Genomic DNA, 14,547 nt, shown 5'->3' on the forward strand with positions numbered 1-14,547 from the left:
GCGGTGTCCCCTCCCTTTCAAGAAAGGGAAGAGGCGGGGCATGCCCCGCCTCTTACACCACATCTCTGCGCGCTACCATTATCTCTTCGCTGAATCCAGTTTTTCGGCCCAAGTTTCTTTATTTTTGCTGTCACTAATCTAGTAACAGTACTCATATTTGCCGGTTTTTGCACATGGCATATAAACAGACCCCCTATAAAGCCATAGTTTTACGCCGGCTTGAGCCCAAAGCACGCTCGGAGCGTATTCAGCAGAGCATCTTGCCTCTTTCGACGAGCCTCTACACGATTCTGATATCGTTTACCCATACGCTGGTGGATGCGCCATGCGAGCGCTTCCATCGCTTCCATGTCGCAGAGCATCTCGTTGTTGACCGTCGCGACCTCGATTCCCATGGACGCCAAACCCGTATTGCGTTTTTCATCGTGAATGCGCCCGCCGCGAGACGAATGGCCCTGCTCACCGTTGTATTCCAGGTCAAACCGAGCTGCTTCCTGATAGGCATCGCAAACCGCATACGGCATCCCCGAGATCGCCTGCGCACGGTCGTTGAACTCGATCTTGTGGTCGGTCTTAAAGGGACCGCAGGCAAATCCGCCATAAGAAAACGGAAGCGAAAACATGGCAAGCATGATGCATTCCATGGGTGAGCGCAGGTTTTCCGACAGAAAGGGGCACAGCCGCCGCAGCTGCTTGGCCGCGCTCCCCTTGCATGCCGCAAGGTAATCTGCCAGGCGATCGGGCGTCAGCACTGGCTCGACCTCAAAGTAGCCCACATCTGACGGCTGGTCCTTATCCTTTGCAAGCCTGTTCACGGTAGGCGAGCTGTAAGGGGGCAGATACTGCCCGCGATCGCTCAGCGAAATCTTGGAGCACAGCTCCTGGGCCAGGGCAAATGCCTGGATACAGCCGACTTCGCGCGCAACGGCGGCACAGAGGGCCTCGGGAGACAAGCTGTACACCCCCGGCTCCACCTCCAAAATCGAGGCGTCCGGCAGGTCTGTAGAACAAACGGACCAGCTTGCACCAGGCATGCGGCGACGCTGCTTCGCCGACCCCACCAGCAGGCACAAGTCTTCTTGGACCTCGCCACTCACGGCCCCGATCCGCACCAAATCGGGAAGATAGATGTCCTCGGCCGAGGGAGACGATGTATGCAGCACACGGCGCTCTTCATCGGGATAGAGGTCTCTCCAGCTGATGTAACCCATTTGTCGGCGCTCGGCGCGCATCATGCGCAGCGCCGAGGCACCGGTCAGGACTACGGAGGCCGCCAGTTGCTCGCTTGTCGGCTCGATGCGCCGCGCTATCTTCACTGCCACAAAGCCACCCCCTACCAAACGCGTGCGATAGCGAGGCCATCGACTGCTGCGGCGCCGGCACGCTTGAGCTCCGCCGAGGCCGCCGCCATGGTCGCGCCCGTGGTAATGACATCATCGATGAGCAGCAGACGGCGGCCGCGCACATCCTCGACCGTCTCGTACATGCCCCAGGCATGCTCCCGGCGCTCATCGCGACCGAGCTCTCGCTGGTCACCATGACCGTATTTAACCAGGGCGTCCAGCAACGGGACACCCGAAAGATTGCAAAACGAGCGCGCGATTGCTTCCATATGGTCGAATCCACGCCGCCGAAACGCCGCCGCAGTCGCGGGCACAAATACCACCGCGTCGGCGCCGGACAGCGCACCGCCGTAGCGATCGGGGGCTGCCGCCTGGGCATGTAAGACGGTGTCGTAGAGTAGCTCTGCCAGATACGGTGCCAGACGGCGCTCGCCCGCATCCTTGTACGCCTTGATGATGCGCGGCAGCGGATGTGCGTAGACGGCACATGCCAGGCAGCGATCGAGCGCCTCGGCCATTGCCGAAGACGCGCCCTCGACCGAGCACTCGGTACACAGCAAATCCCCAAACGGGGCACCACATCGGATGCAGCTATGGCACGGGTCGATGAGCGCAAACGAGGCCAGACAATCCTGGCAGATCAGCGCACCGGAGCGCTCGCAGCCGGCGCATCGCGTGGGCGACACCGCCTCGAGCGCCTCGTATGCCACGTGCTCGGCAAGCGGTAGCAATTCGTCCGCAAACGGTAGGGCACCTGCACCCTGCAAGCGAGTCAATACATTCAAATGTCTCTTCATGACACAACCCTCCCTACGCGAAGGCGAAGGGAGGGTTGTCGGTGTAGAGCCATGATATCCAGAGGTGCTAGGGTCAGGCGGGTTAAATCCGTTTACGGGCGCTATTCGCCGGCGGGCGGTTGCGGCGCGGACGAGGTGTGGGTCGAGCCTTCACCACCGTCCTGGCGCGGCTTGCGGGGGCGACGGCGACGGCGACGCTTTTGACCCTGGTCGGTCGAGCCCTCGCCGCCGCGATCCTCGCGCGGCTCGCGCTCGTCGCGAGCGCCGCCGTGCGAAGCCTTGGCGGCAGCTCCTCCGCCGTCTCCAGGACGACGGCGCGTGACCTTGACTTCGCCATCCGAAACCTGATCGGCCACAGAAGGAACCGAGGGCTTCTGCTGCGTGCCCGAGGAATGGCGACGACGCGGACGTGACGCGCGCTCCTCCTCGCCACGCGGCTTGCCAGCCTTGTCGGCAGGCGCGTCGGAACCCGTGCCACCCTTGGGAGCGGCACCGGCCTCGCGAGCGGCTGCGGCGCGGAAGACATCCTCGCGCTCCTCGCTCGACAGGTGACGGCGGCGACGGCGCGTGGGATTCATGCCACCGCCGCGGTTTTGCTGCTGGGGCTGCTGAGCCTCGCGCTCGCGGGAAGCGTTCTTACCCGCGGCCTCGCCGGCATCGCCCGAACCCGCGCGCTTGCGACGACGACGGCCACCGGCTGCCTCCTCGGCCTCGGGTGCCTCGGCCTTGCCGCGGCCCTTTCCACGGCTACGGCCCTCGCCCTGGCCCTGAGCAGCGCGAGCATCGGATTCGGCATCGCGACGACGGCGCTTGGGCATCGATGTGCCGGCCAGACGATCGGCACTCGACAGGCCATCGCCCACGTCGACGCCGTTCTCGCGATCGAGTTCCATGAGCGCCAGGCGCATCTCGGGCGACTCGATGCGCTCGAGCACGTCACGCGTCACGCAGTCGGGGCGGCAGTTGCAGCCCTGCTCGGCGGCCTTCTTTTTGCAGCCCTCCGAGCACGTCATATCGGCCAAGTTGACCTTAAAGACTTTGCCGTTCTCCAGGCGCAGCACCAGCTGCTCGCGCGGCGTGTCATATTCCTGGATACGTGCCTTGCCGAGCGGCGTATCGATGAGCGTCTTCTTTTTGGGCGCACGGCTCTTAAAATCCTTGTACGCCTCGAACTCATAGCGCAGACAGCACATCAGGCGGCCGCACACGCCGCTGATCTTGGACGAATTGAGCGGCAGGTCCTGCTCTTTTGCCATGCGGATCGAGACGGGCTCAAACTGTCCGCCAAAGCGCGTGCAGCAGAGCTCCTGTCCGCATTGGGCATAGCCGCCCACCAGGCGGGTCTCATCGCGCACGCCGATCTGACGCATGTCGACGCGAATGTGCAGCGTCGAGGACAGGTCCTTGACGAGCTGACGAAAATCGACGCGCTCCTCGGCCGCAAAGTAGAACACGGCCTTCTCGCCGCCAAACAGGTATTCGACGCCGACCGGCTTCATCTCGAGGTCGAGCTCTTTGACCAGACGGCGGAAATCGACCATCGCCTCGTCGCCCTGGATGGCCAGGTCGTCGGCAAGCTGCAGGTCGATGTCGCTCGCCACGCGCAGCACGGGTTTGAGCGGCTGGCCGATCTCATCTTGCGGCACCTCGAAGGGATCGGCCGTGACCAGACCGATCTCGGTTCCGCGCTCGGTGGAGCAAATGGCATAATCGGCCTCGAGGATATCCAGATCCTGCGGGTCGAACCACAGGTCGCGCGAGGCGTAGGTAAACTTAACGGGTACGACTAACGGCATTTCAGTGCCTTCCTGATATCGAACAGCATAACCTCGATGGCCAGCTGGGGAGTAACGTTTCTGGCGATGTTGCGCTCGGCGGTCGCGACCGCCTCGAGCGCCCGGGTGGCACCCGCAACATTCGTCGCGGCGGCAAGCCGCCCGATCGTGTCGCGCACGTCTTCGTTCACGACGTCGGCCGCCTCGTCCTGAAGTGTCAGCAGCACGTCGCGCATGAGCGTCCGCGCGCTCGCCAGCGCTTCCATGATACCCGAACGCTCGCGCGCGTTGAGTTCGCGCTTGTTGCGGTCCTCAAGCTGCTTCAATGCTCCACGCGACAGGTAGTCGGCGTTTTGCTCGAGCACCTTTTCCTGTGTGGACTTGACCTCGGCGAGCGGTGCCTTAACGGCGACGATGAGAGACTTGGCGCGGCTGAGCACATCAGCCTCGTCGGCAGCGATGAGCGAATCGATGGCGCGGACCATCTGGCGGCGAGCATCCTGGCGCTCGGCACTCTTAAGGAACTCGATGCCGCGCGTGGGGCTCCCCGCCACGGCGACCGCCATGCGGCAACGCGCGAGGTCCTGACCCGTCGCGCGGCTCACGGCCTGCGCGGCCACGGTGGGCGACACCAGCCGAAACGGCACGCACTGACAGCGGCTCACGATGGTGGGCAGCATCACGTCTGCCGAGGTGCCCAGCAAAATGAACATAACGCCCTCGGGCGGCTCCTCGAGTGTCTTGAGCAGTGCGTTAGCGGTGTTGGCGCGCAGCTGCTCGGCACGGTCGATGATGTAGACCTTGGCCTTGGCGCGGATGGGCGCCAGCGGCACGTCGTCGAGCAGCTCGCGGGTCTGAGCAATGAGGTAGCCCGTGGCGCTCTCGGGCGTGTAATAGTGCACGTCGGGATGCGTGTGCCGAGCAACGCGTACGCAGCTGTCGCATGCGCCGCAACCGTCCTGCTCGCACAGGAAGGCCTGGGCGAGCGCCCATGCGGCATCGAGCTTGCCGGCGCCGGGAGCGCCCAAAAACAGGTAGGCGTGCGATGCGCGGCCGCTGGCGACGGCGTTGGTCAAAAAATCGCGCACGCGCTGTTGGGTGTCGAGCTTGGTCAGCAGGCTTGCCTGAGCGGGGGCCATGTTACTCGGCCTCCTTGGCAAGCGCGGCGGCGACAGCATCTTGCGAAATGTCGAGACCGTACGCGCGAATCTGCTCGACCGTCTTCTCGAAGACTTCCTCAACAGTCGCAGTGGCGTCGATGAGCTTTACGCGGTTTGGCTCCTCGGCAGCAATGGCGCAAAATCCCTGGTAAACACGCTCCTGGAATGTCATGCCTTTTGCCTCCATGCGATCTGCCGCGCCACGGGCTGCCATGCGTAGCGCCGCCTGCTCGGGCGTGATGTGGTAGACGAGCGTGAGCGCCGGGTGTGTTCCCGCGACGGCCAGGTTATTGGCATCGCACACTATCTGGCGATCGAGGCCGTCGGCAAATGCCTGGTAGCAGGTCGTGGAATCGTAGAAGCGGTCGCACAGGACCACCTTGCCGGCCGCGAGGGCGGGAGCTATGACCTCGTGCACCAACTGAGCGCGCGCCGCCTCGTAGAGCAGCAACTCGCAGGTGTCGCCCATCGCCGTATTGGCGGGGTCGAGCAGCAGAGCGCGGATCTTTTCGCTGATGGCGGTGCCGCCCGGCTCGCGCAGGCTCACAACCTGGTAGCCAGCGAGTTCGAGCGCGCGGGCAAGCAGACGCGCCTGCGTGGACTTGCCGGCACCATCGACGCCCTCGAGCGTGATAAAGCTATGTTGAGCGGGCTCAAAAGCCATGAGCGCAGCCCCTTCCTATAAGGCGCGTAAATGCAGATATATCAACCAAGCCATGATACCCCAGGGGCAGGCGCGCCCCAAATCGGGCCTAGTCATTGGAGACGTTCTAAAGTTGCGGTGAAATAGGGACTGATTGAAGCTCTGAGACCGCCAAACAGTCCCTATTTCACCGCAACTTATGATGGGGAATTTTGGACGCTGGGTATAATCGTCGTATTGATTTGAAATGTGGCGAAAGGAGTGGCAATGTCTCGGTATTGCGCCTCGTGCGGCAAACTTCTTGCAGATGATGCCAAGTTCTGCACCTCATGCGGTGCACCCGTTGAGCAGACAACCGCAAGCAATGGCCAACCCGCGTTTGAGCAGACCGGCTTCCTCGATACGCCGCAAGCTAAGCCGGACGACCCCCTCGCCTATCGCCCCGACCCCGCCGCCAGCCCCGCAGCGGTCGAAACGACGCAGCGCATACCCGTCGCGGACACCCCGCCCCAACAGCAACCGGCATCTACGTACGCACCTGATTCACCACAGGCCCCCGCCGCCAAAAAGAGCGCTACCAGGGCGCTTGTCGCCGTTATCGTTGTGCTGTTGGCAATCATCATCGCCTTGGTCATCTTTTTTGTGATCAAGCCGTTCGACAACTCCGCTACGCAGACGACTGCCGAGGTAGCTAAGCTGCACCATGACGTCGACGACGATGATCTAAAGCCTCTCGGCAATCCCAACAGCCTGTACGACGATGATGACGATGACGACGAGGATGGCGGCGAAGCAAGCCTCTCCGAACAGAACCTCTACCGTCGCCTGAGTGAATACTACGACCTGCTGGAAGATCTCGATAGCCAGGTCCGTGCCTGCGCAGAGACGTTTAATGGCAGCTATCTGGAAGAGGATCGTACCACCCGTCAAAATCTCGCTGACGTCGCCGAGCGCACGGAGGACACCATCGAGCAGTATTACGACATTGTCGAGGACCTGGACGTCCCCACAAGCTCTAAGAACTACAGCTCGTGGAAGGACATCATTGCTCTGTACGACGACCTGGATCACCGCATCGATGCGATCTGCGATGCCTGGGAGATCAGCTTAAAGTACGCAAAGCCCGCGGACCATAAGAACGAGATCGTGGCGCCGCTGTCGCGCGACAACGTGGCGGGCACCAATGACAATAAGTACCGCCTAGACTTTGAGGAGCGCTATCCCGGCGCCAAACCCGTCGAAGTGAACTAACGCCTTGTCGTTTCCGAGCCGGCAGTTAGGGACGTTCCTAAACTGCCGGCAGAAAAAGGAATGTCCCTAACTGCCGGCAGAAAAAGGAATGTCCCTAACTGCCGGTCAAAAAACGAGCGAGGATCATGGGACCCTCGCTCGTTTTTTGGGCAATGTTTCGACTGCGCCGTTACTTGTCGGCGGCTGCTTTCTTGGCAGTCGACTTCTTCGCGGTCGTCTTCTTGGCGGCAGTGGCTTTCTTAGCCGTCGTCTTCTTCGCAGCCGAGGTCTTCTTCGCCGTGCTCGCCTTGGTCGCAGTCTTGCGGCCGCGGGCGGGCTTCTTCTCCTTGGTCGGGCAGTCCATGTTGACGCAGATACGCCACGGGCCGCGCGCCGTGTTGACCACCACGATGGGGGCGCCGCACTCGGGACAGGTCTCGCCCGTCGCCTCGAGCTTGCCACGCGCCGGCAGCGGATAACTCACGCCGCAGTCGTCATAGTTGGTGCAGCGGATAAAGCGCTTGCCGCTCTTCTCGCTCTTGTGCGCGATCAGATCGCCATGGCGTCCGGCCTCGGCACACACCTTGCACTCGCCCACCTTAAGGTCGGGCTCGTAGTTGGTGGGGCATGTGGGGTTCACGCAAATCTCGAAGGCCTTCTGGCGGAACGGCTGGCACTTAATGCGCGGCGCACCGCACTCGGGGCACACGGCGGCATCGCCCTCGAGAGGGCTTACCTTGACGCCACTCGGCACCGGATAGGTCACGTCGCAGTCGGGCCATCCCATGCAGCCGATAAAGCTGCCGCGGGTCTTGGCGCTCGTCTTCATAACCAGGTCCTTGCCGCACTTGGGACAGGCGCCCACGCGCGCATCGGCCGTGACGGCGTCGCTGATGGCGTCACCCAGCTCCTGCGTATGCTTGAGCAGCTCGTCGAGCACGCCGGCCAGCAGCGCACGCGAGTGCGTCACGACATGCTCTTCGGTGTCCTCGCCGCGCTCCACGCGGGTCATGTCGCCGTCGAGCTCACTGGTCATATCGGGGCTCGTGATGCGCGGGGCAAACTGCGACAGCGCATCGATAATGGCGATACCCAGCTGACTCGGCTCCACGGGATCGTTTTTGAGGTAACGCACGGCGTACAGGCGCTCGATGATGCTCGCGCGCGTGGACTTGGTACCCAGGCCGCGCTTTTCCATCTCCTGCACGAGCTTGCCCTGGCTGTAGCGCGCGGGCGGCTCGGTCTGCTTGGCCTCGAGCTTAATGTCGAACACGTCGACCGTGTCGCCCTGCTCCAGCGGTGGCATCTGCTCGTCGCGCTTGAGTCCATACGGGTATGCCTCGCGGAAACCCGGGGTCACGAGCACGTCGCCCGAAGCCACGAACGGCTCGCCATTCACATCGAGCTCGAGCTTGGTGTTCTCGATGGTCGCAGGACCCATAAGCGTCGCCAGGAAGCGGCGGGCGATGAGGTCGTAGAGCTTGCGCTGGCCGCCATCGAGCGTGGACGGATCGCCCTCGCCCGTGGGATAGATAGGCGGGTGGTCGGTGGTCTCGACTTTGCCCCGCGTGGGCTTCATGGGGCCGGCGAGCACCTTTTTGCATACAGGTGCCAGCGCCGGATTGATCTTTGCCAGGTCGCTCACCACGGCGCCCAGGTCGAGCGTCGCGGGGTACACGGTGTTGTCGACACGCGGGTAGCTGATGAGGCCCGCCATGTAGAGGGACTCGGCGATGCGCATGGTACGCGCAGGCGAGATGCCCTCGGCTGCGGCGGCAGCCTGCAGCGAAGTGGTCGCAAACGGCGTGGGCGGCTGCTGCTTGCGCGAACGCTTGGTCACCGCGGCGACGGTTGCCGTCGCAACGCCGTCAACATGGCCGTACGCCGTCTCGGCAGCATCCTTGTCGGTAAAGCGTGCCGTCTTGTGCGCAATCTTAAAGCGGTCGCCCTCGGCAGCACCCTGCGCGGCGCCCATGCCACGGATCTGCCAATAGTCCTCGGGCACAAACGCCATGCGCTCGCGCTCGCGCTCGACCACCAGGGCAAGCGTCGGCGTCTGCACACGGCCGGCAGAGCGCACGTTACCAAAGCCGCCAAACTTGGCGAGCGTCAGGTAGCGCGTGAGCACCGCACCCCAAATGAGGTCGATGTGCTGGCGGCTCTCGCCGGCGTCGGCCAGATTCTGGTCGAGCGAGACGAGATTATCGAAGGCCTGCGTGATCTCGGCCTTGGTAAACGAAGAGTACTGGGCGCGGGCAACCGGCAAGTCCGGCGCCACCTCGCGCACCTTGTTGAGGGCGTCCGAACCGATTAGCTCGCCCTCGCGATCGAAGTCCGTGGCGATAATGACGCTGTCAGACTTTTTAGCGAGGTTCTTGAGCGAACGAATGAGTTCCTTCTCGGCCGGTAGCTTAATGACGGGCGCCCAGGTGAGGTAAGGCAGGCTCTCGAGTTTCCAGCCCTTGATTGAGATGCCATCGGCAAGAAACGGCTTGCGCTTGGTGTCGTAGGGCGGACGCGCCAGGCCATCGGGTATGTCGGCCGGCAGCATCTCGCCGTCCTCGGTGACCGAATACCAGCCCAGCTTTTTATCGAACAGCACGCTGTCGCAAAAATCGGGCGCTAGGATGTGACCGGCAAGGCCGATGGTCACGCACTCCTCGCCCTTCCACTCAAAACGGTAGATGGCGATGTTGTACACCTTGTCCTTTTTGGGCTTGCCCGTGGACAGACGCTCGGCGATCTGACGCGCGGCGTCGTTTTTCTCGGCGATGATGAGCTTCAAAAGAGGCTCCTATCTCGTATCTCTGCGGCTACGCCCGCCCGTATGGCGGCCGACTTACGCCCTTGCTTGCTCAATCTGCCCGATGAGCCAATCGCACCAGGCATCCATGCCCTCGCCCTTGCGCGCGCTCACGGCAAACCGCGGCGCCTGTGGATTGAGGTCATCGAGTGTCTTAGTATACCTATCCATGTCAAAATCGAAAGCCGGAGCCACGTCAACCTTGTTGAGCAGCTGCGCGCCGGCGTGTTGGAAGATGCCCGGGTACTTGATGGGCTTGTCGTCGCCCTCGGGCACCGAGAGGATCATGATGGACAGGTTCTCGCCCAGGTCAAAGTCGACTGGGCAGACCAGGTTACCCACGTTTTCGATAAAGATGACGTCGATGTTTTCCAGACCCACAGCCTGGTCGAAGGCGTCAACGGCCTCCATGATCATGTTGCCCTCGAGGTGGCACAGGCCGCCCGTGTTGATTTGGATGGCGGGCATGCCGGCTTCCTTCATGGTGATGGCGTCGACGTCCGAGGCGATATCGCCCTCGATGACGGCGCAGCGCAAGCCGGCCTTGTCGCGCAGGCGCTCGTTGGTGCCCAGAATCGTAGTGGTCTTGCCCGAGCCAGGGCTCGACAGCACATTGATCACATAGGTGCCTGTCTCTTTAAATCGCTGCCGCAGCTGATCTGCCAGGCGCTCATTGCGCGACAGAATTGGCGATGCGATATCAATCGTTTTCTCAGCCATACTTAGCGCTCCTTAATTTGGCCCCTTTATACCCCATCACCAGATGGCTAGCGGGCTAATCGTCGGGGGTTTCGATTTCGATACTTGCGATGTCGAGCTCGCGGCCGTGCAGTAGGCGCACATTGGCGCCACCGCACTGGGGACAACGGCAATGGAAGCGGTCGTGCTCAAAGACCTCGCCGCAGTCCAGACACTCGCTTTGTGGATGGACTTCCTCTACGGCAAGCTCGCAGCCGCGCGTGAGCGGGTCCTCGTCGCGAAATGTCTCCCATGCAAAGTCGAGTGCCTCGCGCACGACCTCGGTCATATCCCCGATACGCAGCGTTACCAAAACGGCGCGCGAGGCCCCCGCCCCACGCGCCGCGCTAATCACTGTATCGAGTATGCCGTTGACAATGCCAACCTCGTGCATACCGATTTACTCCTCGTCGTCCTCGTCGTCCGAGAACAGGTCCAGACGACTCACGAACAAGCCCTCCTTGCCCTCGCGCGCGGTAATGACCACACGGGCGATGGCAAGCGAAATCTCGTAGAGCGAGAGCAGGGCACCATACATGAGGCCCAGCGTAACGGGCGAGCCGTCGGGCGTAATCACAGCCGATCCCACAAGCAGGCCAACGTATACATAACGCCAGGCACCGCGGAAAGCAGCGTAGGACACGATGTGGAAGACGGACAGGTAGAAGATGATGAGCGGCAGCTCAAACGCCACGCCAAAGCCGATCATAAAGAGCAGCTCCATGTTGACGTAGTTCTCCAGATCGGGCAGCGCCGTAGCGACGGCCGAGGTCTCGCCGATGAGCCACTCAAAGCCCGCGGGAATGATGATGAAGTAGCAGAAAATGGCGCCCAGGAAGAACAGCACCGTCGAGGCGAGCACCGTGGGCACGACCCACTTGCGCTCGTTGGGGCGAAGCGCCGGCAGGAAAAACGCTAGAATCTGCCAGATGATCATGGGCGTGCACATGACCATGGCCATCTTGATGGCCAGCGAGAAGCGCAAGCCAAAGCCGCCGAGCGTGGTAGTGATGTAGAACTTACCGTCCGGCACAAAAGAGCGGATGGGGTCTTCCAGGATATCGAGCACCACGGGCGTGGCAAAATACAGCACGATAGCGGCGGCAAACACCGACACGACCACGATGGTCAGACGGCGACGGAGCTCTCCCAGGTGATCGAAGAGCGGCATACGCGCAGGTCCGATAGGCATTACTCATCGCCTCCCTTCGGGGCGTCGGCGGCAGCGGCGTCGTCCTCGGCCTCGAGCTCGCGAGCGAGCTGGTCGACGACAGCCTTGCGCTTACGGGGACGACGGGCGTAGAGGTCAGCCGTCGTGGGCTCTGCCGGCTCGGGCTCGGGCTCCGGCTCTGCAGCAGGCTCGGGCTCGGCGACGGCAGCGGCAGGCTCGGCCTTGGCGGACTCGGCGCTCTCGGCCTCATCAGCAGCGCCTTCGCCCTCGGTGGCACCCTCGCTCGCAGCCTTCTCGGCGGCAAGGCGGGCACGACGCTCGGCAAAGGTCTCCTTCTTGGCGGGCGCTGCCGTCTCGGCGGCATCCTCATCCGCATCGGAATCGTCGTCGGTTGCAGCAGCCTTCTTGGGCTTGACCGGGGCCGACGCGGCCTCGCTTACCGGATCGATAATCTCGGACTGAACAACGGCCGTCATCTTTTCCTGCGTCTCGCGGAACTGACGGATGGCACGGCCGATTGTGCGGCCCATCTGCGGGAGCTTATCCGGGCCAAACAGCAAAAAGCCGAAGACCACGATGATCGCGAGCTCACCCTCTCCAATACCAAACACACATACCTCCAAGGCTCGATGTGAGTCGAGCCCGCACCGCGCCATTCGGCCGGAACTCGTCTATTCATTCGGTCAAGTATAGCGCCCGGACGCCAAAACGTCCGAGCGCATCACAAACATATGCCAAACGGCACGCCCCTTTTGGGGCAGGGCTTATGCCGCCGTGATCGAGATCTCCTGGTCGACGCCCAGCAGCTGAACCACGCGCATCACCGGGGGCTGCACATTGGTGCAGCTAAAGCGCTTGCCGTGGTCGACCGCGTGGTGCGCGGCGCCCACGAGCACGCCAATGCCCGTCGAATCAATGTAGCTCACCTGGGCAAAGTCGAGCTCAACGGCCTCGGTGGGCTGCTCGAGCGCCAAGTCGATGGCGTTGCGCAGACTATCGGCATTGGAGATATCAATCTCGCCGGTTACCTTAATGGTATAGAGCTCTGGCGTGGGGTTGGTGGAAATACCCAAATCCATGTATACGCTCCTTTACGTATCGAAAGTGCGGATAGTACGGGAAGCCGCGCGTTAGGCGCGCTCGGCACGCGCAAGCTCGGCAGCGACCAGCTTCACAGCCAGCACCAGCACATCGAGCGCGGCCTCCAGGTCCTCGACTGTGGGATAGCTCGGCGCGATGCGGATGTTGGTGTCGCGCGGGTCCTTGCCATAGGGCCAGGTAGCACCGGCCGGCGTGAGCTTGACGCCCAGGTCGGCGCAAAGCGCGGCGACCTTCTGGGCCGAGCCCTCGGGACCATCGAAGCTTACAAAGTAGCCGCCGCGGGGGTGCGTCCAGGTGGCACAGTCTGTGTCGCCCAAGCCCTCGGTGAGCTTGCGCTCGACGGCCTCAAAGCGCGGACGCAGGAACTCGGCATGCTTTTTCATGTGCTCCTTGACCGCCTCGATGGTGGGAAGGAAGCGTACGTGGCGCAGCTGGTTGAGCTTGTCGGCGCTGATAAGGCCGGCCTTCAGGCGCTTGGAGAACTCCGCGATAACCGCGGGGCTCGCACCGATAAAGCCGATGCCGGCGCCCGGGAAGGTGATCTTGGACGTCGATGCAAAGGCCACCACGCGGTCCTCGGTGCCCGCCGCGCGAGCGAGGTCAAAGATGTTGGCGAGCTCGTCGGTCTCGTCGTACAGGTCGTGCACGCAGTAGGCGTTGTCCCAGAAGATGCGGAAATCGGGCGCGGCCGCGGGCATCTCGACCAGGCGACGCACGGTGTCCTCGCTAAAGGTGATGCCCGTGGGGTTGGAATACTTGGGCACGCACCAGATGCCCTTGATGGAGTCGTCGGCGGCAACCAAGCGCTCGATCTCGTCCATGTCGGGGCCGTTGTCGGTCATCGCGACGGGGACATTCTCGATACCCAAGTCGGCAGTGATGCCAAAGTGGCGGTCGTAGCCGGGAACAGGGCACAAGAACTTGACCTTCTTGCCGTCATGCGCGGCCTCGTAAGCCTCCCAGGGCTCGCTGCCGCACGAGCCGCAGCGCCAGAACATGCCAGCGATATCGTGCTCGATCAGCAGGCTCGACGAACCCAGTACGAGCGTCTGCTCGGCGGGGCAACCCAGGAACTCCCCCGCCAGCTTGCGTGCCGAGGGAATACCCTCAAAGCAACCGTAGTTGGAACAATCGACGTTGCCGTCGTGCAGATCGGCATCGGCATTGAGGATATCGAGCATGGGGCGCGAGATGTCCACCTGGGAGGGCGACGGCTTGCCGCGGGCCATGTCGAGCGCCAGGCCCTTGGCCTTGACCTCGGCGACCTCGGTTTTGAGTGCCTCGATGGCGGCATCGAGTTCGGTGGTTTCCATCTTCTGGTAGATCGTCTGCATGGGTGCGACCTTTCGCGAAGCGGGACGTTGCAGTTCGTCTAAGTATAGACCGCCACCGCCGCAACGGTATGAAGCCGTGATAGATTAAGTCCATCGCAATAAATTACGAATCGCCGCGCATGCCGGCGTGAGGCGCCCAAGGAGGCACTATGGAGTACGGATCGTTCCAGGCCGAGGAATTCGGCGACCTGCAGCGCCTGGTCGACGGACTGTTTTATGACCGCCGCGCCATCGACCGCCTGGATCTCATCGTGCAGGCCGAGATCTTGGACCTCGCGCCCGACCTCATGGAAATCGTCAACCTTTTGCCGCCCGGCTACTACGACCGCCAATCGCTTTGCGACCAGCTCAACTCCGCCTTGGCCGCCCACGGCTGGGGCGCCGTCTACGGCACCGTGGAATAAACCTAGTCATTTAAGAACGTCCCCATTGACTAAAACGCCGCTTGTGAT

14 protein-coding genes are annotated in these 14,547 nt (G+C 62.5%); 2 read left to right on the plus strand and 12 right to left on the minus strand.

The genetic code is table 11. The features are described 5' to 3' along the window. Nucleotides 1-209: 209 nt before the first annotated feature. The 5 genes from I2E45_RS04885 to tmk all read right to left on the minus strand — a co-directional run bounded on the left by I2E45_RS04885 (nucleotide 210) and on the right by tmk (nucleotide 5,739). Nucleotides 210-1,322: a hypothetical protein gene (locus tag I2E45_RS04885; protein WP_195444654.1), complete on the minus strand. Its 1,113-nt coding sequence runs from the start codon at nucleotides 1,320-1,322 to the stop codon at nucleotides 210-212. An 11-nt stretch (nucleotides 1,323-1,333) separates the two neighbouring features. Further along, on the minus strand, nucleotides 1,334-2,140 hold the full coding sequence (locus tag I2E45_RS04890) for a ComF family protein (RefSeq protein WP_195444656.1): 807 nt from the start codon (nucleotides 2,138-2,140) through the stop codon (nucleotides 1,334-1,336). Nucleotides 2,141-2,241: 101 nt separating this feature from the next. Further along, complete coding sequence (locus tag I2E45_RS04895) at nucleotides 2,242-3,936, minus strand: regulatory iron-sulfur-containing complex subunit RicT (RefSeq protein ID WP_195444657.1); 1,695 nt, start codon at nucleotides 3,934-3,936, stop codon at nucleotides 2,242-2,244. Beyond that, on the minus strand, nucleotides 3,927-5,054 hold the full coding sequence (locus I2E45_RS04900) for a DNA polymerase III subunit (RefSeq protein WP_195444659.1): 1,128 nt from the start codon (nucleotides 5,052-5,054) through the stop codon (nucleotides 3,927-3,929). Before I2E45_RS04900 ends, I2E45_RS04895 begins: the two co-directional genes overlap by 10 nt. 1 nt (nucleotide 5,055) lies before the next feature. Continuing rightward, nucleotides 5,056-5,739, minus strand: a complete 684-nt coding sequence (gene tmk / locus I2E45_RS04905) for a dTMP kinase (protein WP_195444661.1) — start codon at nucleotides 5,737-5,739, stop codon at nucleotides 5,056-5,058. A gap of 246 nt (nucleotides 5,740-5,985) precedes the next feature. Here tmk and I2E45_RS04910 point away from each other — a divergent pair, with 246 nt between their 5' ends. Next, a complete protein-coding gene (locus I2E45_RS04910) occupies nucleotides 5,986-6,969 on the plus strand; it encodes a zinc-ribbon domain-containing protein (RefSeq protein ID WP_195444663.1) in 984 nt (327 codons plus the stop codon). Nucleotides 6,970-7,138: 169 nt separating this feature from the next. Here I2E45_RS04910 and I2E45_RS04915 read toward each other — a convergent pair whose 3' ends face one another. From I2E45_RS04915 to I2E45_RS04945, 7 genes are all read right to left on the minus strand, one after another. Continuing rightward, nucleotides 7,139-9,733, minus strand: a complete 2,595-nt coding sequence (locus tag I2E45_RS04915; protein ID WP_195444665.1) for a DNA topoisomerase I — start codon at nucleotides 9,731-9,733, stop codon at nucleotides 7,139-7,141. Between the two features lie 54 nt (nucleotides 9,734-9,787). Beyond that, nucleotides 9,788-10,471: a hydrogenase nickel incorporation protein HypB gene (gene hypB, locus I2E45_RS04920; RefSeq protein ID WP_035137692.1), complete on the minus strand. Its 684-nt coding sequence runs from the start codon at nucleotides 10,469-10,471 to the stop codon at nucleotides 9,788-9,790. Between the two features lie 55 nt (nucleotides 10,472-10,526). Next, nucleotides 10,527-10,883 (minus strand): hydrogenase maturation nickel metallochaperone HypA, encoded by a 357-nt coding sequence (gene hypA / locus I2E45_RS04925; protein ID WP_195444668.1) that lies wholly within the window; start codon nucleotides 10,881-10,883, stop codon nucleotides 10,527-10,529. 6 nt (nucleotides 10,884-10,889) lie between these two features. Further along, nucleotides 10,890-11,681, minus strand: a complete 792-nt coding sequence (tatC, locus tag I2E45_RS04930; RefSeq protein ID WP_195444669.1) for a twin-arginine translocase subunit TatC — start codon at nucleotides 11,679-11,681, stop codon at nucleotides 10,890-10,892. Continuing rightward, entirely contained in the window at nucleotides 11,681-12,271 is a 591-nt protein-coding gene (locus I2E45_RS04935; RefSeq protein ID WP_195444672.1) for a twin-arginine translocase TatA/TatE family subunit, read from the minus strand. The genes tatC and I2E45_RS04935 overlap by 1 nt, the downstream gene beginning before the upstream one ends. A gap of 153 nt (nucleotides 12,272-12,424) precedes the next feature. Then, entirely contained in the window at nucleotides 12,425-12,739 is a 315-nt protein-coding gene (locus I2E45_RS04940; RefSeq protein WP_035137695.1) for an STAS domain-containing protein, read from the minus strand. A 51-nt stretch (nucleotides 12,740-12,790) separates the two neighbouring features. Next, nucleotides 12,791-14,095 carry an aminotransferase class I/II-fold pyridoxal phosphate-dependent enzyme gene (locus I2E45_RS04945; RefSeq protein ID WP_195444674.1) on the minus strand — a complete coding sequence of 435 codons (1,305 nt, stop codon included), beginning with the start codon at nucleotides 14,093-14,095 and terminating at the stop codon, nucleotides 12,791-12,793. Between the two features lie 149 nt (nucleotides 14,096-14,244). On the opposite strand from I2E45_RS04945, the gene I2E45_RS04950 reads away from it, so the two are divergent. Beyond that, nucleotides 14,245-14,499, plus strand: a complete 255-nt coding sequence (locus I2E45_RS04950; RefSeq protein ID WP_040359778.1) for a hypothetical protein — start codon at nucleotides 14,245-14,247, stop codon at nucleotides 14,497-14,499. The last annotated feature ends 48 nt before the right edge of the window (nucleotides 14,500-14,547 follow it).

It is taken from the genome of Collinsella aerofaciens (assembly GCF_015555045.1).
GTDB classification, from domain to species: Bacteria; Actinomycetota; Coriobacteriia; order Coriobacteriales; family Coriobacteriaceae; genus Collinsella; species Collinsella aerofaciens_W.